The following is a 21,777-nucleotide window of genomic DNA, read 5'->3' on the forward strand; positions in this document are numbered from 1 at the left end:
ATGAGTGAGGGCGTCCTGGACAGATCGCCACTTAAATGCCCCAAGGCGTGATCTTGGCGAGCGCATGTTGTGACTCAAAATCTCTTGATTCCCCGACTTCCGCAGGAAGTGATCGCCGACAGACATTCGTGATGGACATTCGGTCCGCTTCGCGCGCCACCGTCTGGTAGGTGCGGGTGGCGGTCGTATGAGAGGAATCAAGGTCGTCCGCGTGGCGTCCTTCCCAGTGTGGACGTCGCAGCAGCGTGTGTTCGCTGCCAGATTTTTCAGCGACGACGTGCTGAGTTGGATCAGGGCATTAGAGCTCAGCTTGTCTGGGCACGTGCTGACTGTCAGTGCAGTGCGTTGCCTTTATTTTATAAGTGTTGAGGATGGATGTACCATCTACTCTCTGCGCTGACGGCTGGACTCACAAGCTGTTGGAGTTCGCCAAACGGAAGCTGGGATGGGGTATCCGTTGACCCCTTTTGCTGAAGTCTGGCGCGACGCGAACACCGTCCGAATAATCGATTGGGTGGCCGATCCGATTCTAATCAAGCCTCCCATGCGTGTAACGCAGAAGCTGTCGGCTAGTTAGGCGCCATTGGATTACTACTGAGCAGGAAGCGACACATGCCAAAAGGCGACGCGATCATTATTGGCGTTAACCTCCGAGAAGCGAACCTCAAGCGAAAGTTACGCGAGCACTTACATTCTTTGGGGTTCACTAAAACAGATGAGGGTGCGCTGCGTCCGCCGGGAAATGGCAAGGAGGCAATCCGCACTCTGCATAGTGCGCAACGTGAAGAGCGTCTTATCGCCAGCGAAAGCTTTGTTCTCAGGGCGGGCGCAAAACTGATGCATCATTTTGCATCAGGATCTGAGGTTAAACCGGAAAAAATTTCACCCGTGCTGGAGCGCGTGTCTTCCAGTACTTGGCAAAGCGACTTATTCCGATTGGCTGCGCTATCCTGGTCAGTGCCGGTGTCCAATGGCTTTGGGCGCCGCCTACGTTATCTGGTTTGGGACCAAAGCAACGGAAAACTGATGGGGATTATCGCTATCGGTGATCCTGTATTCAACCTTGGGGTGCGAGACAAGTTTATCGGTTGGAACTCCCATGACCGCGGCGCCAGACTGGTTAATATTATGGATGCTTATGTGCTAGGAGCGATCCCGCCTTATAACTCACTGCTTGGCGGCAAATTGGTTGCCTGTCTGCTTCGTAGTCGTGATCTGTACGATGATTTTGCCGCGACCTATGGCGCCTCTAGGGGCATTATCTCTCAGCAGGAAAAGAAGGCGCGTTTACTGGCGATCATAACGACCTCGTCGATGGGACGCTCTTCGGTCTATAACAGGTTGAAGCTACACGGCACGGAGTATCTCAAATCGATAGGCTATACCGGTGGTTGGGGACATTTTCATATCCCAGACTGGCTCTTCACCGAACTGCGGGACTATCTGCGCTATAAGGATCACACCTATGCCGATCAGCACGCTTTCGGGCAGGGCCCCAACTGGCGGTTGCGCACCACTCGAGCAGCGCTGACCGCTCTCGGCTTCAAAGATGATCTGATGCGCCATGGCATCCAACGCGAAGTCTTTATCTCTCAACTCGCATCCAATGCGACCAAAATCTTGCAGAGCGGAAAAGGGAAGCCCGACGTGAGCTCTCTGCAATCCGTTAACCAGATCGCTGATATGGCGCTTGAGCGATGGTTACTGCCCCGTGCTATCCACATGCCGAATTTCAAATATTGGAAATCGAGCGACCTGATTGATTTGTTTGGCAATCAAGCCCAGTTACTCCGAGCACAAGTGGAGCAGGAGCAGTTGCTCGACGCAACCCAACGGAATTAGGGACGCAAGGGGAAGGGGAAGGCGATGGACTATGCCATTAACAGAGTGACAAACAAAATCGAGTCGGCTGAAAAGGCATTTGGCGGAGGATTTTACGTCTGTCCTATTTGCCGGGCGAGAGTGAGCCACTGCGCAGGACTCAAACGTAGAAAATATTTTGCACACTATCCCGGCACCGGCACATTTGAATGTGAAAACTTTACTCTAGGCCAGTATGAGCAGGGCGCTTCCAATGGCGCGCTTGCTGGTCTAACCAAGCGGCGCATGGACCTGCGATTAAAAATCGAAAGAGGGCAAAATCGGGCTGCGTGGTATCTAGAGTTGACCCTGCCTTCCTGTCGTGCGTGCAACGCCACGCTCACTGTTGATGTGGGGGGACGGTTACAGAACATCAATATGCGCGGTATGGCTACTGGCTTTCGGATCATGGCCGAACTCTCCACGGATGACTTTCGGATAGTGTCCTTTGACGGTGCTCCGGACCGTTTTTTCGTCGAAGGCGTGGAGCGTGAATGCCGCGGACTTCCATCATTGGGGGCGGCTGTGTTCACGGCTTCGGGGCGCGGTGGCACGATTGGATTCCCGAGAGCGCACGAACTGCGAGGGGCAGAGACCTACGCTGTTTTGTGGAAAGAACCCGAGTTTCCGGGCTTCCCCAATGAGCTTGTCCCCGATAGGTTTCAAAGTCGGCAAGGTTGGTCGCTTGCTCTAATCACTGTTCCTGAAGCGCCCTCTCAAGAATGCATTGAATGGCTCCAGGCTTTCACGGGCTTGATGGTCAATCCCTCTGTACCAAGCATCTCAACCGTCTGGCCGTTTCTTGCGAGAAACGCCAGTGTAAATGCCGTTGAGTGTACCGATTCTAGTTCGATAGTCTTGGCCGCCAATATGATGCCGGTAGGTCCGGGGGATGCAGGGCCAAACATGCTGGTGTTTGGTGGTGAAAGCCGAATAGCTGCAATGGGGCTTGAACGATCACCTGCTTTGTTTGCTTTGGCACCGGGTGGACAAACGCATTTCCGAGTCGCTAAGTCCGAGCGCTCTGAAAGCGAAAAACTCTTTTCCCGGACACTCACAGTTAGGCCGGTATCGGACCTACCTGGACTGGAGATGGCATTTACTACTGCGGAAGGAGTGCACTTAGTCGTACCCTTCGGCACTTCAAAGTGTAAAGCGCTTGTGGAGTCAGTCAGGCAGCAGCGGACGACACTCGAGTACCTGGCGATGCCTCCCGGCATCTCTGGCCAGCTACATGCCGAAAGTCGGTCAACGCCGGTCACCCTTCGATTGGCGTCAGGCAATACTGCCGCTCCCCATTGTGCCCATCAGCGGCTCCTGCCCCCCGCTATACAGACCGCGGTCATTGATTTTTTAAGCGACTCGTCATCACCTGTCGATCTTGAGTTCGGAGGGTTCGGCCGGCTGCGTTTGGCGGGCACTCCGTTGATGCCGGCAGTCAGTAAGGCTCATTTAGTCTTGGATCACCTCATCCGGACAAGGCTGCGCAGTTTCCTTTTCCAAATGCACGTAGGGTCAACGGCTGGGCGTTTTGCGAACGATTCGACATTGGTTCGAGCATTTTGCGCAAGCAGGCCTCCGCAGAGACTTATACCGAACTATCGCGCTCTGGCGAGCGAACTCCGCGCCAGCGGATTTGACATCAAACATTCAGCAGGAGGTGTCTCGTTATGAGTTACCAGTATGGCCAGGAGGCAAGAGAGCGTATCTCTGCATTCGGACAACATAAAATTGCCGAGTTCATTGAGGAGGTCCCTCATGATTACCGCAAGGCTTACTGCGACCGCCAACCGGCCATCTCCGGCTTCCGCAGAGGCTCACCGCCTGAATTCAAGGAGAAACAAAGGCGCCTTATCGGTCACATTGTGCAGCCCCAAGGTGGCCAGAAAGGCGACGCAGACTGGAAAACATTTGCAAACTTCTGGGTGGCTTGGGCTAAACATAGGCTGGGCGTTGAATTTCCCGCTGGCGATCGAACTGTTCCCGAGGATGACGCAGGACCGATGTTCCTGGAAACGATAGCGGGTAAGTTTCCCGACGTTCCTCGAGAGGTTGTGGAGCGATTGATCGCGTTCAGTTGCTTTTCCGACCATTCGGATACGCAAGCGGCACTGGAAAAATTTCGCCCGGCATCGACCCTTGCTCGTGATCGAATGATTGACGGATTGCCAGGACGTTTGGACAAGATTGAAGGTTACTTCGAGATCGCCGAAACGGCAGCCGAGGAGGTCGCCGGGCAATTTGAGTTACTTGAGTCCAAAGTGTCAGCGCTAATCGACTCTGTGGACGATGTTAAAACACGGGTGCAGTGCTCGGCTAGCGAGGCTGCTGACCTGCGATCTGCTTTAGATAAGGCAAACCAACGAACGGAGCAGTTCATTAAGACCGCTCAGGCGCTTGATGAGGGGGGGCGAAACATTAGTGAAGCTCTGACTGCATCGGAAAAAAAGGCGGATCTGGTTAGACAAAATGTGAATGCGCTTGCTGATAGGGCGCAAGATTGGGATGAGACCTCGGCACAAGCTACCGAGCTCAAAAAACTGGTGGAACAGATTAAGTCACAGGCACCGGACTGGATCAAAACTGCCGAGACGGTAAGTGCACTCTCCGATCGGATTGAAGAGTTACACGCCAATCTGGACAAACTGGGCAGCGGGGCGGGGCACCGGCCACCGCAGTATCGACTGTTTGAGCTTGAAGCCCTAGGGCCTCTTGTCGAGATACATTCTGTCGAAAACGCACGAGAGCTTATCTCATGCAACCTTCAAGCATGTGGGATCGTAAAAGGGGCTGCGATATCTGTTGCTCGGCTGATCCTGGCTGGGCTCGCTGCCGGTCAGTTGGTCCAATTCTCAGGGTCCCTTGCCGACTTCATGGCGGATGCAGTCGCAGCAGCGATAGGCGGCCCGACATTTCACGAGTGGCGGGTCCCCGTCGGCCTCCTATCAGAAGAGGCCGCGAGCGACTGCCTTGAGGCGGTTGCCGACCATTCAGGCTGCTTAGTTCTAAAAGGTGCGAACCGATCTGCGTTTGAAATTTATGGCAACGCAATCCGAGACATTGTCACCCGTCGCCAGTTAGCCGTTGCCACCCATCACAAACTGGCTCTGATCTGTTCGTGGGCAGAGGGCCCCGCCGCATTTCCCGACGGTGGCACCTTGGCCGAGCTCGGCCCAGTTTTTGACACCGATAGCCTGCCGCTACGGGGCGTGTCGTCGAGAGTACCGAGCTTAAGATATGGCCACCTGTCGAGGGGCTCGTGGCAGCTTATTGAGGGTTTTGATGATGAGACGCCGAGCACCCTCATCACCGACTGGAGAGAGTTGCTCGCCGAGTCGGGGTTTCGCCCAGGCAATCTTTGGACACGCAGTGCAGATCGAGCGTATCTGCAACTCAGGGCAACGCCGGGTGGAAACGAAGATGGGGATTTACACGCGATGCTGACGTACTGGGCCTGTCCTTGGGCGAGGGCGTCTGGTGGCCCGTTTGAAGCGGTCGCTACTATTGCGGAACGGATTCTGGCTCAGCAACAAGCAGAGTCTTCGCATTTTGAGGGGGCGTAAATGAGGTGGCAGGCGGTCTCTGGAGATGAGGCTAAGAGGACCATCGCTGCTGGAATTGGCTGCAAAGTACGTGGTGAAGGGCTGCGTATCTCGGCGATCTCAGAGTGCTTGAGGGCTGCGTCCTATTTGTGCTCAGTACCGTTAACAAAGGATGGTCCTTGGGAGCCTGCCGTATCGCTCAGCTTGACTAGCCTCGTGCGCAAACGGCTGTCGCCGATTTGGGACAGCCTTGGCGAAGATGCCGATGCCCGACCAGGCGTGCTGAGTATTTTGGAGAGCCTTGGAGAGCTCGGAGACTTGGTCAGGGCCGAGCGTGGCTGGTTAACTCCGCGGCCCCAAGCGATCAGTGCCGATTGTGGTAACGCAGTGATCCTAGGTGGCGGTCCCTCTCAAGCTTTCCCCGGCGGCGTTCAGCCCCGGGCGTGTGGCCGCGCCCGTCTGGTCACCAGGTCGATGTGCGAAGGATGGCTCGATATCTGTGATGCTAGTGATTGGATTGGTGCGCCAATGGAAGGGTTGAAAAGATGGTCCGCCAGGCTACTCGGTGAGGTGAGCGAGCGCTTCGGCCCCCCTCCCGATAATTTGGTAGACGTCATGGTGTATCTCAACTTGAAATGGGTTGGGATTACTGACCTGCCCGGCGTTGAAGGCACCCATTTGGCAAAGTACCAAGCCGGCCCCCTGACCTGTTATTTCTTAGGCGCTTTCTATCGAGGACGACTTCAGCGGCTGGCCTCGATTCAAGCGCAGGATGCCAGACGTCTTCGCTTTCATTTCGATCAACAAATTGGTCGCCCCACGACGGTGGAGGCCGAGACCTTTCAAGGATTTGTGAAGCTACGCCTGTTCCGGAAACTGCCCGTGGCGGAAGCCAAGACCCTTCTAATTGGTTGGGAAATGGGCGTTCCTCCGGGCTCGCATCCAGGGTTGAGACAATATGTAATACCTATTGAGGCGCTCCCAATCGTGCGGAGCGCGCTAAATGGGCTGGGTATTGAGTTAGTTGAGCGCCTAGGCGCGGAAGGAGGGATCTGATGAGTGGGACGTCTACGACGGCTGAGTCGACTGGTGTGCATGAGACAGCCAAGAGCCTGGCAGACAGCTTGAGGCAATATATCGAGGCTCAATACCATATTCGGGATGAGGGCCTGGTCAGAGAACGTCATGCACTCTTGCAGGCGAGCGAAACCATCGCACAAAAGCCTTATGTTGAAGCGACTCAGGTCTACAAAGTCGGTGAGTCCTACGAGGCTCTTCCAATCCCTCAGGCCGCATCTGCCGTGCTGAGTAAACTGTCGGTGATGGGGCTAGGCCTCTACCCACGTCCATATGAACATCAGTCGCAGGCACTTGCCGCATTTCTTGGCAAGGACGCTGCGGACCTTGTGATCGCAACGGGTACCGGTTCAGGTAAAACTGAGAGCTTTTTGATGCCGGTCATTGGAACGCTAGCGGTAGAAGGTGAGGAGCGACCGGACTCTGCGGCGCTGCCGGGTTGCAGAGCCATGCTGCTGTACCCAATGAATGCACTGGTTAATGACCAAATGGCACGGATTCGCCGGATCTTGGGTAATCCGGATGCGGCAAGTCTCCTTACACAGGGACGGACGACCCCGATCCGTTTCGGCAGCTATACCGGACGAACGCCTTACCCCGGCCGCCGTTCAGCGGATCGAGATGAGCGTTTCATCAAGCCGCTATTTGAACAATTCTACAAAAAGGTCGCGAATGCTCCTGCAGTCCAGCGTGATCTGGTTCGTATCGGACGCTGGCCTAGCAAAGATTTGGTTGGCTTCTACGGAGATGACTCCGTTCAAACTAAAACTTATGCGTCCGGAAAACGGGCGGGGAAGGAATTTGTTTCAAAGAACTGGAAGGGACGTCTGAAAACCCAGTCCGGTGACCGCGAATTGATGACTCGTGATGAGATGCAGACTCGATGTCCTGAGTTACTCGTCACCAACTATTCCATGCTCGAATATATGCTCATGCGCCCCATTGAGCGTGACATCTTTGAGCAAACCAAGGACTGGTTGAAGAGCGACGCTCGGAATGAATTCATCTTGGTGCTCGACGAGGCCCACATGTACCGCGGCGCCGGCGGGGCTGAGGTGGCGCTTTTGATTCGTCGTCTATGCGCACGCCTCGATATTCCTCGAGAACGCATGCGATGCATACTGACGAGTGCTAGTTTGGGCAGCGGTGATACCGCTACAACGGACGGTGAACGGTTTGCCCGCGATCTCACTGGCTTGCTTGAGGAGTCAGAAAGAAGCTTCAGAGTTATCTTGGGAACACATGAACCTCGGTCAAATGAGCGCTCTGTTACTGCCGATCAGATCGATGCTTTAGCCACATTCGATTTGGACGCGTTTCAGACTGTAGCCAATGATTTGCCAACTGCAGCAAAGGCAGCGATGGCGCTAGGTTCCCAACTTGGATGGGAACAGTTTATTGATAATGATCATGCTGCGCTGCGCAATTGGCTGTACGACAATCTCAGTGGCTTCGGTCCGCTGGAAAAGCTCATAGAATTGGTATCAGGGAAGGCGGAGCAACTAAGCACGCTCAGTCGTAAGCTCTTCGGCGAAAGCCCCGCGCAACAGGCCGAAAGAGCGACTGATACCCTCCTTGCCCTGGCGAGCCACGCGCAGAGAGCTTCAGATGGTCGAGTGCTATTGCCGACTCGCCTTCATCTATTTTTCCGCGGATTGCCTGGGCTATATGCCTGCGTGGATCCGAACTGTTCGGGTAGGCTGGCTGATCATAGCGGGCCGACAACGCTCGGCCGCTTTCAGACCAAGCCTTCGACCCAGTGTGCCTGTGACTCGAAATCTAGGGTTTTTGAGTTCCTCACCCATCGAGACTGCGGCGCTGCATTCGTTCGAGGTTACGTGAGTGAAGACATGAAGTTCGTGTGGCACCAGCCAAGCGGGCCTCTGTCGGACGGCGGGACGACGGCGCTTATGCCAATCGATATATTTGTTGAAGAGGCTGCGCACCCCCGCAGCCGTCATAGGGAGATGTGGTTGCATATGGCCACTGGTAATTTGACAGACGTCTGCCCGGCACCTGACGCGGGTTTCCGGAAAGTCCTCGTGCCAGATAAACCTGCGGTTGGCGATGACATCACATTCGATAATTGTCCGGTGTGCACGCGCAGGATCAGGAACGCTAGAGGCGAGCCTTCCAAAATCATGGACCACGTCACTAAAGGCGAGGCTCCGTTCACCACGTTGGTTCGTACCCAGATGGCGAAACAGCCGGCTAGCCGGGTAGCCAATGCCAGGCATCCAAATGCTGGTCGCAAAGTTCTTATTTTTTCGGACGGACGACAGAAAGCGGCGAGGCTGGCTCGAGATATTCCACGTGACATTGAACTTGACGTATTCCGTCAAGCAATAGCGCTTGCTTGCAGCAAGTTGAGCAACCTCTCGAAAGAGCCGCGGCCCTCTTCGGTACTGTACATGGCATTCCTAGCGGTTTTGACCGAGTTCGATTTGCCGATTTTTGATGGCGGTGATGCGAGGAAGGTGGAAGACGCAATCGCGCTTTTCAAACGTGATTGCGATTCAGAATTGGCGGAAGCCTTTGAACAAAACTCCTTGCCCCAAGAGTTACCCTCTCGATATAAAATTGCCTTGTTGAAGCTCCTGTGTAGCAGTTACTACTCGTTCACTGGGACAACAGTGGGTTTTGTCGAGCCCGCGGGCCAGAAGCTCAAAAAAATCAGGCAGGAATTAAGTGCCGCAGGGATTTTGCTTTCGGATAACGACCTTCGTGCTCTGACCGTTGGCTGGATCGAGTCTTTGCTGCAGGAGTTTGCGTTCGATAAGACCATAGACTCAGCTTATCGCTACAAAGCGGCCGGGTATCCGAAGCAACCATGGGGTAGCACTGGGAAGTTTGATAAACCGCTCAGAAGCCCACTTGTTGCCCATCTAGGTGTTACAGAGACGGTACTTGATTCCATCGAAGCGACATTTCGCAAGCACCTAGCGGAAGAAGAAAACGGTGTATGGTTCTTGTCTCCAAACTCCCTAAGTCTGGTCGTGGATCTGGATCACGTGTGGGCGCAATGCTCGCAGTGCACCGCGCTGACGCCGTTCTCATTGGCAGGTAAAATTTGCCTAGCCTGCGGCAGTGATAGCGCACTTCCGGTAGATCCTGCAACGAGTGCCTATGTGAATGCTCGTAAGGGTTTCTGGAGGCAGCCGGTGTGGGAGGCTCTTCAACCCGGCGCCCGGCTTTCCAATCTCAGTGTGGAGGAGCATACGGCACAGTTGTCGAACCGAGACCGTAACAAGGTCCATGCAACAACTGAGCTCTACGAGCTGAGATTTCAAGATGTTCTTATCGATGCTACCGACCGTCCAATTGATGTACTCAGTTGTACTACCACGATGGAAGTGGGCGTTGATATTGGCTCGTTAGTCGCGGTCGCGCTAAGAAACGTGCCGCCACAGCGCGAGAACTACCAACAGCGTGCTGGTCGTGCTGGGCGTAGGGGATCTTCGGTTTCGACTGTCGTCACCTATTCACAAAACGGACCTCACGATAGCCACTATTTTCTACATCCGACCCTTATTGTTGCTGGTCCACCGCGTACTCCCGAGATCAAGGTCGATAACGCAAAAATTGCGCGCAGGCATGTTCACGCTTATTTGTTTCAGACGTTCTTCCATGAAGTTATGGCGCAAACGCCCAACATTTCCGTCGAAAAGACATCTCTGCTGCAGAAGGCCCTTGGCACCACGCAGGATTTCTTTTTTGGAAATCGTGACATAGGTCTAAATCTCGACAGCTTTGAATCCTGGGTTTCGCGAAAAGTTACTGACGACCAGGCGCCTCTCAAGTCCTCAATTCTCGCGTGGCTTCCCCCCAGCTTAGACACTAGGGGGCTTAGCTCGATTGAGTGGCTGGTTGATACCGCTGTGACGCTCATCCGGCAGTTGCGGGAGTTAGCTGAGGAACTTCCGCGGGAGATGTCCGCGATAAATGGCGTTGAGCTAGATGACAGGGAGGAGTCAGATGAGGAGGCGACGGATGGCGTCACTCCGGAACCTGTCATTGAGCAGAAGGAGTTGCTGGAATTTTTGTTCTTTCATGGCTTGTTGCCTAGTTATGCTTTCCCGACCAGTTTGTGCAGCTTTCTTGTCGAAAAGCTATCCAAGGTAAATGGAATGTGGGATGTTCAAACGCTTCAGCGCCCGCAGCAATCTATTGCTAAAGCATTGAGCGAATATGCGCCGGGACGATTGATTGTCATCGACCGCAAAACCTACAGGTCAGGGGGGGTGTTTGCTGATCTACCTTCCCATGCCGTAAACCGCGCGGCACCACTGTTCGAGAGCGCTAAGCCTCACGTCCACTGCAAATCTTGCTCCTTCGTTCGAAATCCCAATAAACCAGGAGCAGGAGGCAATGGCGGCATCTGCCCTGTATGTAATGGAGAGTTGACGGAGGAGAGGATGATTCTTCCTCAAGTATTTGGGCCAGAGCGGGCTGACGACTTGCCGGAGGATGATCGCGAGCAGGAAATTACGTTCGCGACGATGGCCCAATTCCCCCAAGCAGTGGATCCGGAGAACTTCTTATTCCTTGATCTCGGTCCCAATGCAAGCTACACCCATGCAACTGATCAAACCCTGGTAACCGTTAACCGCGGCAGAGAGGGGGCAGAGCAGGGAGGGTTTTCGGTCTGTGTTGAGTGCGGGCATGCTTCAGTTTATGACCAGCAATCCTCGGTCGGCATTCATGATAGGCCCTATAAACTTCTCGGGCCAAAAGGTACGCCACTGACCTGCTCTGGACATTTTGCTAAGGTGCTTCTCGGCCATGATTTTAAGACTGATCTGCTGCTGCTAAGGTTGAGAATCGGTGAGCCGCTCGCGACGAATACGGTGGACATCGTGGTGTTGCAGATGCTTGAAGATGCGTTGCACACCGTTGCGGAGGCTCTTCGACTCGCGGCTAGTCGTCATAGACAACTGGACCTTGACCCTGCGGAGTTTGGTTCGGGCTTTAGGATAGAGCCCGCCCTACAGGATGAGGCTCGCATGTTAGAAGTTTTCCTGTATGACACCCTTGCAGGAGGTGCTGGTTATGCTGAGATCGCGGCAAGGCACCTGCCAGAAATATTAGAAGCAAGCATTGATCTGTTAGAGGGTTGCACTTGCGAAACGTCTTGCACGGAATGCTTAAACCATTTTCACAACCAACACCTTCAAAAACGTCTTGATAGACATCTGGGGGCTATGCTGCTGCGATATGCCATATTGGGTGAGGAGCCGGTGTGTTCATCTCCTGAGGGGCAGGCTTTGACTTTGTCCCAGTTGCGCGCAAGTCTTGAGCTAGACGGATACCGATGCACGTCGCTAGACGATGATTCAATGCCATTGCTTGTGGAACGCAATGGTCGGCGTGTCGCCGTTGGTTGTTATCCTGGGTTGATTAACACACCGGAGTTTATTCACCCCGTTGCGACCGCTGTTGGGGTGAATGGACATGTTGCATTGAATGAATACTTGCTCAGATCAGATTTGCCCGGAGCGCACTTGAAGGTTCGACAGGGCTTTCTTGGCAGTTAGAGCCAAATATGCAGGGACTGGGAAGACTCTTCGGCCGATCACGGTAAATGTGGTTGGCTGAAGTGTTTTCTCCAAATCTCTAGGTGTTTTTCGCAAATCGAGTGTCTAGTAGGGTAGTTTGGCTATCGAGATTTTCCGTGCGGCAATCCAGCTCTCACCTCCCGAATCACCGACTCACCTCCGATCATCCCTCAGCCCATGACCAGGCCTCAATGGAGGATCTGCTTCGCGTGAAGAATTATGTCTTGAGTTGCCGGTACCAGAATCCCACCTTCGCTCGCGTGCAAATTGTTAGATACCTCCAAGGTAATGGCCTCAGACACATTTTGGTCCATGATACCCCCGGTCCTGTACAGCGAACTCAGATAGTGACTGTATTGATCGACATCCTGTTGATTAAGACCCAACTGCTCGGGCCTGGCCAAACGTGAGACGACATCGTGATATTCATCTGCCGTGATGCTACCGGACTTGTGCATCGAGGTAAGCAACCTCAAGCAAGCATCATAAGAATGCTCTCCGCTTGCATGCTTGAGGACCGTGAGAACGCGGTGGTATCGATTGGAGCGCATGGGTTCAATTATTTCTTTCTGCTCATTGCCTGTGATGGCCTTCACCTGCACTCCAGCGGGAGTATTGCTATTAGCCTGGTTGGCCACCTCTGCTAAACCCTCATCGTTAATTCGGTAGAACTGGACATCAAAACAGCTGGCAGTGTTGTAGAGCCATGCAGTCGCACGATTACGCACGAAACTCTTGTCTACTGTCACAAATGGTATGTATTTGGCATACAGATCATCCAGGGCTTTGCCGGGCTTTCGGTTCGTGCACCAAGCGAAAACCTTGCGGCCAATTGAAACTGGATCATCGCGGCACATCCTGGCCAAGTAGGCCTCAAAAACCAATCCTTTAAACGATGGTTCAGATTGCTTGCTGGTGAACCACAGCTTGGTGCCCATCGTGACAAATGCATTGCCAGTCACCATCGCGTCCTGCTGGGTAACATCGCGGTACAGCATGGTGAGCAAACTATAACGATCTTCTTCGTTGAAGTTTTGATCCATAACGTTGATAGCAGTCGGAGCTATCTTAATAATTCCCTGCATCGGAAGCTGCAGAATATGCGACGGGAGCACCAGGCCAGAGGGTGTATCTTCGTACATGCAGGCGGACCGAAACGTGACTAATCGATAGTCGTGATCATGCCACAGGATCCAATTTTGTTGCATTTTTACAGTTAAGTACGTTGTATTTTGTGGCTTCGTACCCGTGTTCGCGTAGAGATCGGCACTGTGCTGGTAGTTTAGAAGCATATAAACCGCCCGACTATAACCTCAAGCATGAAGCCCCGCCGTCCACGTAAGCCGACCCAGTTGTAGGAATGCATTCTTTACGCCGCGCCTGAAGTTGCTCGGTATCCAGTTCCATCTCAGAACCATGTCGAATGCCAGGCCAGTGGAATTTGCCCTGGTTCAACCGGCGCGCCACCAGCCATATGCCAAAATTCGTAATTTACCCGCACTGTCATTCGATTGGTGCAGCGGTTGGCGAACATATAAGTACAGCGCGTCGGTGCCGCACTGTGAGTCAGCAGCCACATCAGCTCATCAGCACCAGCAGCTGTATAAGGACACAAAACCGCCATAGCCCTAGATGCTTTTGATCGCTAGCTGCCTCGCGACGACAGCTAGCGCCCCACCTAAATGCTCTTCGCGGAAAGCAGAAACCTTTCAGTAGCGACATTTCGATATCGTCGGTTGGAATGACCTGTTGATTTTTATTCCCATGCCCTATGAATCTCATGATCCGATTCTAATTCATTGATGTAGTCGACAATACAGACGCCAAATTTGGCAGGGTTAAGTAAAACTTCCCACTCCTTACCTCTGTTTTCGCCTTTAAGGCGAACCTCTCCACTGAACCAAAAACCTGCGAGGTCCTCTGACCAGTATGCAAACTCTTCCATCAGTCCATCTGCGTTTCGCATTACGAATGCCACTGATGTCGCGTGGATAATCTTGTTGCATGTCTCACGGATCGAGAGGTTGACCTGGCTGTTCGTCAGATACGCCGATGGGTGCTGTCCCGAGACGTTAGCGTCAACCTTTGCCATCTCCCCTGGATCAAAAATTAGCTCGCTCAGCGAATCCTGGAGAATTCTTATCTTTGTTGCAGTTACGACCAACAGCTCGCTGATTGTAGTTTGCAAACGGTAAACGTAGTGCGGTTTTGTAGCTCCCCATGCGCTAGGGTCATCGCTATCGACAAAATGGCGCTGAGCTTCTTTGGCGCCGGCGCTCCAAGCGACGAGTTGAAACGCATTTTCAGTAATGAATGCAGTGCTTAGTGAGTGAGGTCTCATAAAGATCCTGAAAGCCTAAAATTTCAGTTCAGCAGATGTCAGAGGCAGTCCGCTGAAGTTGATAGTTAAAAGTATGCGTTGTATGCCTCAACTCTATACGGTAATGGCCGTTTGCAGCCTGTGGCGACCGGCAGAAAACGACCCAAAACTGCCCCTCACAGGGGGCAGTTTTCGGACATGAACGGACTGATTGAACCTTCTTAGCCTGCACCTTTTCGAGACTTCGGCATATCCAGGAAAACCGGGGAGACTCACTCATCTAAGAACTGGCGCACTGCTCCAATTACCTGCCAGCGATTGCGCTCCATAAACACGCTGTGTGTGCCTTCGCCGATTTCCACCCAGCGCCGGTAGACGGCATTGATCAGTTTTGAAAACACCGTACGGGACATCTCCAGCGGACAGTCACGGTCACCGTCGGCATGCACGATCAGCACCGGCACCCTGATCATGGCCGGATCGTATAGTGAACGTCCGGCGGCCCAGAATTCGCGACTGTCTTGTACAGTACCGTTAGGGGCCTTGATCTGTGTTTCGCCGGGGCCGAAGGTAGCGACGGCCCAGGCTTCAAACCAGGCTTCGGGCAGTACGGCTTCGTGGCGTTCGGCGGGTACGCCATTGAGCCAGCGCGCCTTGGCCTCGCTGCGGTTGACGATTCGGTAGGCCCCCAGTGCGCCGCCGCTGTCGGCCAGGCTCGGGGTATCGCGAATCCATTGCGGCGCCACCAGCACCAACTTGACCACCTCGTCGTTGTGCTCGGCAGTATAGTTCGCCATCAACGAGGTGCCCCACGACCAGCCAATCAAGTTGATACGGCTGACTCCGTTGCGTTTGCGCACAAAAGCCGCGGCCGTGGCGACATCGCCGGTTGCAACCGGTGTGCGTACCACCGGTGGGTTGTCTGCAGCGGGTTGTGCAAGCTCTGCGGGTTTGCTGGAGCGGCCATACCCGCGCACGTCCACCAGGTAGGTGTCATAACCCTGTTGCGCCAGTTGGTCCATCCAGGACTGGCCATCAAGTGGCAGGTCAAACGTGCTCGACGCTGGATAGGTAGAACCTGCGACGAACAGCACGGTTTTTTCGCCCGACCAGTCGGCCATGTCCGAGCGCCGTTTGTTGCGTACGTACAGTTCGATGCCTGGCGTACCACTGGGGATCATGAATTCGGTACAGGTAAGTGCTGTCATTGAGTTGCTCCCGATCAAGTCAGATAAAACGCCAGTCGAACTGGCCGTTCGCTTCGGTCACAAGGCCTGCCGAAGTTTTGGCGAAGTGGCTGGTGAACACGGTCAGGCCGCGCCCGGCGGCCTGTTCCAGCAACCAGTGACGTGAGGCTCGCGCCTGTTGTGGGTGGCTGCAAAAACAGCTGTTCCACTCGGGGCGGAACACCTGCAGGGGTTGGTGCATGATGTCGCCGCTGAAAATGGCCCCTTGGGCGCGGTGCACCAGTTCGATGGCCAGATGTCCGACGCTGTGGCCCGGCGTGGGATGAATCAGCAAGGCGTCGCCGATCAGGCCCTCGTTATCGACGATTTGCGCCTGGCCCTGCTCAATCACCGGCAGCACGCTGTCTTCAAACACGTTGGCGTTGAAGCTGTCCTGGCCTATCTGGTCGAGCCAGTACTCATGTTCCGCGCGGGAAAAAACGTACTTGGCGTTTGGAAACGTCGGCACCCAGCGCCCATCGATCAGGCGCGTGTTCCAGCCGCAGTGGTCGGCGTGCAGGTGCGTGCACATTACGTAGTCCACCGACTCGGGCGTCACGCCCGCTTCGAGCAGGCGCTCAAGAAACGGCAGTTGCTGTTGATGAAAGCGCGGCATGCCCGGGCGTTCCTTGTGGTTGCCGGCGCAGCTGTCGACCAGGATGGTGTGATGTGGTGTCTTGACCACCCAGGTATGGATGCTGGCGATAAAACGATTCAATTGCGGGTCGAAGCAGTCCGGCACCATGAGGCGGTGATGCTGTTCCAGCGCCAGGGGATCCCAGTCGGGGTACAGCGCTTCGGGGGCAAATCCGGGACCGCGTTGTTCGGTCACTCGCGTCACTGAAACGTTGCCGAAATGGTAAGTGTGCATGGGGTTTGACCTCCTGGCTGTAACCGGTTGATGGGTGAAAATGCTATACAGCATCCCCTCCACCGTGAAATCGACTCTTGGGATACGGGGCATAACCGTCATGAATATCACCGGCCATAATCTGGCGTTGCTGGCCTCCCTAAGCACCTTGCTCGATGAGCGCAACGTGACCCGCGCGGCCGCACGCTTGGCCATCAGCCAGCCGGCGCTGTCGGCGCAACTATCGAGGTTGCGTGACTTGTTTGGCGACCCGTTGCTCACCCCGGCGCTGTCGGGCAAGGGCATGATCCTGACCCCGCACGGCGCGCGGTTGCAGGAGCCGTTGCGCCTGGCCTTGCAGGCGCTGGAAGACGTGATCAACCACACGCCCGAGTTCGACCCGCTGACCGCCGACCGAACGTTTTGCATTGCCGCCAACGACAACGGCGGCGCCATCATCGGGCCGCGTTTGATTCAGCTGACGCGTGAAGCCGGCTGCCAGGGCATTCGCTTTGCCTTTCGTAGCCTTGATAAGGCTAGGCTCGCCGAACAGATGGAGAACGGCGAAGTCGATGTGGCTCTGACCGGCAAAGACTCGGTGGCCAAAGCCTCTCAGCAGCCGTTGCTTGAAGAGGAATTCAGGATGGCCCAGCGCATCGGCCACCCGCGCGGTGCGGGGCCATTGTCGCTGGAGCAGTACACGCAGCTTGAGCACGTGATTGTATCGGGTGATGGCGGGGGCTTTTACGGGTTTGTGGATGAGGCGTTGGCGAAGCTGGGGTGCAGCCGGCGAGTGGGCGTTTCGGTGCAGTACTACCGCCTGGTGCCGGTGATGCTGCAGGCGACGGATCTGGTGTGTACGTTGCCGGCTCAGTTCCTGGCGCGGTATGCCGAAACCCTAGAGTCTTTCCCGTTGCCGGTGGGGGTGCGGCGCTACAGCTTGTATGCAGCGTGGCATTCACGGTTCGACAAGGACGCAGGCCACTGCTGGCTGCGCACCATGCTGGAGGCCGCGGCCCGGCCCTGAGCCGCGGCGCTCCAACGGAGTTGTTTACTTGGCCGGTTGCCAGATGAAGTGATCACCCTCGGCTGCGATTGTGCCGATGCCGGGGAACGGAAAGTGCGTGGCGAAAATGGTCTCGTGGCTGGCGGCCAGTTTCGTCAGTTCTGCACGACGAATCTTCACGCCCTCGTCTTCATCATTGTCAAAGGTGATCGCCCAGTCAGGCTTGGCCAGTGAAATGATCGAGCTGTGCACCAGGTCACCCACGTCCAGTACACGGTTTTTGCCGGATTCGATCTGATACCCCACATGCCCCGGCGTATGGCCCTTGAGCGGCACGGAGCGAATGCCCGGGGCCACGCTGTCGCCCGGCGTGAAAGTCTTCACCTGAGGGGTGATGATCCTGATCAAGTCCGCCAGCTCCGGCTGAGTCTGGACCCATTTCCAGTCCGGGCTGGAAATCCGTACCACCGCCTTTGGAAAGGCTTGTTTGCCCTCGGCTGTCGCCAGGCCGCCGATATGGTCGCTGTGCACGTGGGTGATCAGCACATCGGTGATCTGTTCGGGCGTATAGCCGGCCTTGGCCAGGCTCGGGATCAAAACGCCTTGAGCGCTTGGGCCCAGGCCGGTGTCGAGCAGCACCGTGTGCTGGCCGTCCTTGACCAGCAGCGCATCGATGCCCAGGGTGATCTGATCGGTAGGGGCGCCCGCTGCCGCCAATACTCCGGCAACCGCCTGGGTGCCCTGGGTGCTGCCGAACACCTTGCCGTCGTTATGCATGCTGTGCACTTTGTCACGTAGTGCGGTGATCGTCAGTGAGCCGAAAGTGAAACTATGGGCGGCGGGGCCGTCTGCTGGGTCTGTTTGCGCGAAGGCCACTGAGCAAGTGATGGCTGACAACACGGCAAAAGCCAAGGGTTTAAGCATGGTGGTGGTCTCTGGCGGGAAGAAGGTGACTTCGGATGCCTGAGGAGGCTATCGCGCTTGCGCGGGACGTTGAAATCCAAATTCAGCATATGGGGTATAAGCGCTTTGAGTGGGTGCCGATTAAGCTGAATAGTCCCGAGTCTCGTAGATATTTTCATAGGCCGCTTGTGGCCGGTTAGCGACGGCCTGACTTCGACCGCCGCTATGCGTGATCAAACCTCAGTCTGTTCCGCCATCTCCAGGGCGTCATCGACCTCAATTCCCAGATATCGAACAGTGCTCTCCAGCTTCGTATGACCGAGCAGCAACTGAACCGCCCGTAGGTTCTTCGTTCTGCGATAGATTAGTGATGCCTTCGTACGTCTCATTGTGTGAGTGCCATACATGGCTGGATCAAGGCCTACTGCTTTCACCCAGCCTTTGACGATACGAGCGTATTGACGAGTGGATAGATGGTCTGAGGCATGTAGCCGACTAGGAAAAAGGCAGTCCTCGCTGCGTAGTTGTGCCTGATGTATCCAGGCCGCAAGAGCAAAACGTGTTTGCTCAGTGATCTCAAACTGCACAGGCCGCTGCGTCTTCTGCTGCATCACCATGGCTCGTGATGATACGTGCTCGCCATGAGCAACATCGCGCACGCGTAGCTTGGTTAAATCGCAGGCTCGAAGCTTACTGTCGATGGCCAGATCGAAGAGAGCCAGGTCTCGGGTTCTTTCCGCAATTTGAAGCCTTACTCGGATGGCCCAGATATCTCTCAGTCGGAGTGGGGTTTTCTGTCCGACTAGTTTTCCTTTGTTCCAGGGCTGACGGCCGTAGGTAGCGATGATGTTCATGACAAGTCCTCCACGTGTGGAAAGACAAGGATGGCTAATCAGAGCGACGGTCGCTAACCGGCCGATAGCAGCCTGTCAGGACGGTCAACTTTCACCTTGTCGCAGTCGGTGATAACACCCCTGTCGATTGATATGGGCGAGCACTTAAACATTAAAAGCAAGCGCCAGGAGTGGGGTGCCGCCAGCAACGACCACTCGCCAGTTCACAAAAGCTGCGCATTCCACAAGCGCTTCAAATTGTTCAGGACAGCGACGCTTGAAATTCTGGGCATTGTCGATGACCAATGAAAGCGGTTGTCCGCTTTGTACATGGATAGACGACATTTCTGCACTGGGGTCATCGAGGTATGAAAGGCAATCAACCCAGGCGTCCATGTTGCGGCCGTAGAAGCTCGGGAAACCGAAATTTTCTGCGAAAACACTGTGAAATGTTTGCCAGTCAGTTATCAGGTTTGCATCCACTCGCACCATTGTCAGATTACCCTCCGCCACATTGAAAAAAACAGGTATGGCGGTCTCGCAAGGTGAAGTCAATTGCTGACTGCATATTTGCGCAATCCAGGGCTTAATCCGCTACAGATGACGTTCCAGTGCCCATTTATGGCCGATTGCTGCCCCCCTGAGAAGGGCAGCTATTTGGCCCACAGACGTCGGTCGTGAGCGGTAGCTGTCGACCCAAATCAGTCAGTCGAAACAGGCCGAAATCGACCCAAAGCAGCCAATCGACCGAGGGTGGGCGCTACGGTGAATCAAGAACAGCGTTCGTCTCCCGCACGTGCATAGGCTGTCAGTGCGCGCGCGTCCAAGATGGTGATTGTGCGGTAAGCAGAGCTTATCCAGCCCTTCTCGGTGAAACGCCCAAGGACTGAGTTCACCTGGACTCGGGAAGCATTAGCCATCACGCCAATTTCTGCCTGTGATAGTGGAATCCCCTGTGGGCTTACGGAGGCGATACGGCTCAGCGTTGAAGCAATCCTGCGCGCTGCGTTGGGAATCTGCAGGTCATGAACGATCTGCATCAAGACGTCCACTGTGGCCATCAGGATTTGTGAAAAACAGCGAGTGGCATTGGGCTCTGCCAGGGCGATTTCGTCCATGGCGGCCAACGGAAGATGCAACATCCACGTGTGGGTGCGCGCCTGTAACGTCAGGCGTCGTGGTTGGCGGGAAAGAAAACATCCCTCGCCCGTCCAGGAGCCCGGCATGCCTACCTGCACCAATCGTTGCGGTTCACCGGGCGGAGCCGTATCTATCGTCACTACGCCCGATACCAGCCCGTAGATTCCCCCCAGCGGATCGCCCATCCGATAAACGATTTCACCCGGCTCGAAAGACATCAGTTTTGCGCACTTCAGAACGGCCAACTGGAACGGCTGCGGTTGAGCAGCAAGCCAGCCACTTTGGCACATCAATTGATCGACAAGTTTCCGTTGCGTCGCCATTTTTCTTCCCCTGAATCCCCTGGCTCGCAGGTAGACGATGTCGTTAAGACTGTTCGATTCTGAACAATCGGCCGACGGCTATCTCTCTATGATGAAGCCCCAAATCAAGACGCACAACGTCACCGCTCACTGCCGACAGGCACGCCGAACGTGGCGGCATTTATTGAGAGCGCAGTAATGCTGAATCGACAGGCAATGGTCGCCGCCGCGGTGCTGGCGGGCAGTTTGATGGAAATACCCAACGTACACGCCGTAGAAGGAGCCGCCGGGGTTTATCTGCTCGGCATGAAGAGCCCCGGCGCCGGCATACTCCCCGCCGAAGGGGTGTATTACCAAAATGATATCTACCTCTATCGCGGCACCCTCGGGGGTGAACACGAGCTGCCCACAGGCGGGCGAGTGGCAGCGGGGATCGATGCGACTGCTCTGGTCAACCTGTCGACCTTGCTGTGGTCCACGCCCTGGCAACTGGGCGGGGGGCGCGTGGGGCTGAACGTTACGCTTCCGATCGGCTACAAAAAGCTTGAGGCGCAGGTGCAAGCGCAAGGTCCCTTTGGCGGCCCCGGGGTCAGCCGCCCACGTACTGACGATATCGCCACGGTTGGCGACCCGACCGTAGGCGGCAGCCTGGCCTGGTCGGAGGGTAAGTTCCATTGGCAAACGGGCCTGTCGGTCAACGTGCCGGTGGGCGATTACCGCGAAGGGCGCTTGGCCAATCTGGCCTACAACCGTTGGGGCGTTGACACCAGTACGTCAGGCACATGGCTGGATACCGAGAACGGCCGCGATCTGTCCGCTTCTGCAGGTGTGACCTTCAATGGCAGCAATGACGCCACCCGCTATCAGAGTGGTAACGAGTTGCACCTGGAATGGTCAGCAACGCAATACCTCTCACCCCAACAGTCAGTGGGACTGATCGGCTATCACTACCGCCAGTTGACCGGAGACAGCGGCGCGGGGGCATTGCTGGGAGATTTCAAGGGCCGCGCCACGGCCCTTGGCGCCAGCACCAGTTATACGTTTTCGGGCAAGCGACCTGTCACCGTGCGACTGAAGTATTTCCATGAACTGTCTGTGCAAAACCGTGCCAGTAGCGACAGCCTGTTTATAACGTTCGCCTTTGCACTGACATCCGGCTGATT

16 protein-coding genes are annotated in these 21,777 nt (G+C 55.3%); 7 read left to right on the plus strand and 9 right to left on the minus strand.

Going from position 1 to position 21,777, the window contains the following annotated elements; all coding sequences use genetic code 11:
- The first annotated feature begins 612 nt into the window (after positions 1-612).
- The 5 genes from HKK54_RS27045 to HKK54_RS27065 all read left to right on the plus strand — a co-directional run bounded on the left by HKK54_RS27045 (position 613) and on the right by HKK54_RS27065 (position 12,013).
- Entirely contained in the window at positions 613-1,842 is a 1,230-nt protein-coding gene (locus tag HKK54_RS27045; protein WP_169388439.1) for a Druantia anti-phage system protein DruA, read from the plus strand.
- Positions 1,843-1,866: 24 nt separating this feature from the next.
- The gene (locus tag HKK54_RS27050) at positions 1,867-3,534 is read left to right on the plus strand and encodes a hypothetical protein (RefSeq protein ID WP_169388440.1); all 1,668 of its coding nucleotides are present in this window, start codon (positions 1,867-1,869) and stop codon (positions 3,532-3,534) included.
- Positions 3,531-5,423, plus strand: a complete 1,893-nt coding sequence (locus tag HKK54_RS27055) for a hypothetical protein (RefSeq protein WP_169388441.1) — start codon at positions 3,531-3,533, stop codon at positions 5,421-5,423. Before HKK54_RS27050 ends, HKK54_RS27055 begins: the two co-directional genes overlap by 4 nt.
- 507 nt (positions 5,424-5,930) lie before the next feature.
- Positions 5,931-6,458, plus strand: coding sequence for a hypothetical protein (locus HKK54_RS27060; RefSeq protein WP_169388442.1), 528 nt, complete (start codon positions 5,931-5,933; stop codon positions 6,456-6,458).
- Positions 6,458-12,013, plus strand: coding sequence for a DEAD/DEAH box helicase (locus HKK54_RS27065; protein ID WP_169388443.1), 5,556 nt, complete (start codon positions 6,458-6,460; stop codon positions 12,011-12,013). The genes HKK54_RS27060 and HKK54_RS27065 overlap by 1 nt, the downstream gene beginning before the upstream one ends.
- A gap of 209 nt (positions 12,014-12,222) precedes the next feature.
- On the opposite strand, the gene HKK54_RS27070 is transcribed toward HKK54_RS27065, so the two are convergent.
- The 5 genes from HKK54_RS27070 to HKK54_RS27090 all read right to left on the minus strand — a co-directional run bounded on the left by HKK54_RS27070 (position 12,223) and on the right by HKK54_RS27090 (position 16,451).
- Positions 12,223-13,326, minus strand: coding sequence for a hypothetical protein (locus HKK54_RS27070; protein ID WP_169388444.1), 1,104 nt, complete (start codon positions 13,324-13,326; stop codon positions 12,223-12,225).
- 13 nt (positions 13,327-13,339) lie between these two features.
- Complete coding sequence (gene tnpB / locus HKK54_RS34085; RefSeq protein WP_442962344.1) at positions 13,340-13,525, minus strand: IS66 family insertion sequence element accessory protein TnpB; 186 nt, start codon at positions 13,523-13,525, stop codon at positions 13,340-13,342.
- Positions 13,526-13,790: 265 nt separating this feature from the next.
- Positions 13,791-14,375 carry a hypothetical protein gene (locus HKK54_RS27080; protein ID WP_169388446.1) on the minus strand — a complete coding sequence of 195 codons (585 nt, stop codon included), beginning with the start codon at positions 14,373-14,375 and terminating at the stop codon, positions 13,791-13,793.
- Between the two features lie 251 nt (positions 14,376-14,626).
- Positions 14,627-15,562, minus strand: coding sequence for an alpha/beta hydrolase (locus tag HKK54_RS27085; protein WP_169388447.1), 936 nt, complete (start codon positions 15,560-15,562; stop codon positions 14,627-14,629).
- A gap of 19 nt (positions 15,563-15,581) precedes the next feature.
- Entirely contained in the window at positions 15,582-16,451 is an 870-nt protein-coding gene (locus HKK54_RS27090) for an MBL fold metallo-hydrolase (protein ID WP_169388448.1), read from the minus strand.
- Positions 16,452-16,551: 100 nt separating this feature from the next.
- Between HKK54_RS27090 and HKK54_RS27095 the strand changes: the two genes are divergently transcribed.
- A complete protein-coding gene (locus tag HKK54_RS27095) occupies positions 16,552-17,457 on the plus strand; it encodes a LysR family transcriptional regulator (protein ID WP_169388449.1) in 906 nt (301 codons plus the stop codon).
- 24 nt (positions 17,458-17,481) lie between these two features.
- Here the strand turns inward: HKK54_RS27095 and HKK54_RS27100 are convergent, their stop codons facing one another.
- The 4 genes from HKK54_RS27100 to HKK54_RS27115 all read right to left on the minus strand — a co-directional run bounded on the left by HKK54_RS27100 (position 17,482) and on the right by HKK54_RS27115 (position 20,635).
- The gene (locus HKK54_RS27100) at positions 17,482-18,213 is read right to left on the minus strand and encodes an MBL fold metallo-hydrolase (protein WP_237151001.1); all 732 of its coding nucleotides are present in this window, start codon (positions 18,211-18,213) and stop codon (positions 17,482-17,484) included.
- Positions 18,214-18,572: 359 nt separating this feature from the next.
- Positions 18,573-19,193 carry a tyrosine-type recombinase/integrase gene (locus HKK54_RS27105; protein ID WP_169388451.1) on the minus strand — a complete coding sequence of 207 codons (621 nt, stop codon included), beginning with the start codon at positions 19,191-19,193 and terminating at the stop codon, positions 18,573-18,575.
- A gap of 144 nt (positions 19,194-19,337) precedes the next feature.
- The gene (locus HKK54_RS27110) at positions 19,338-19,664 is read right to left on the minus strand and encodes a barstar family protein (RefSeq protein ID WP_169388452.1); all 327 of its coding nucleotides are present in this window, start codon (positions 19,662-19,664) and stop codon (positions 19,338-19,340) included.
- Positions 19,665-19,942: 278 nt separating this feature from the next.
- Positions 19,943-20,635 (minus strand): Crp/Fnr family transcriptional regulator, encoded by a 693-nt coding sequence (locus tag HKK54_RS27115; protein ID WP_169388453.1) that lies wholly within the window; start codon positions 20,633-20,635, stop codon positions 19,943-19,945.
- Between the two features lie 177 nt (positions 20,636-20,812).
- Here HKK54_RS27115 and HKK54_RS27120 point away from each other — a divergent pair, with 177 nt between their 5' ends.
- Positions 20,813-21,775, plus strand: coding sequence for a SphA family protein (locus HKK54_RS27120; RefSeq protein ID WP_202026879.1), 963 nt, complete (start codon positions 20,813-20,815; stop codon positions 21,773-21,775).
- The last annotated feature ends 2 nt before the right edge of the window (positions 21,776-21,777 follow it).

The organism is Pseudomonas sp. ADAK13 (assembly GCF_012935715.1).
In the GTDB taxonomy this organism is placed as follows: domain Bacteria; phylum Pseudomonadota; class Gammaproteobacteria; order Pseudomonadales; family Pseudomonadaceae; genus Aquipseudomonas.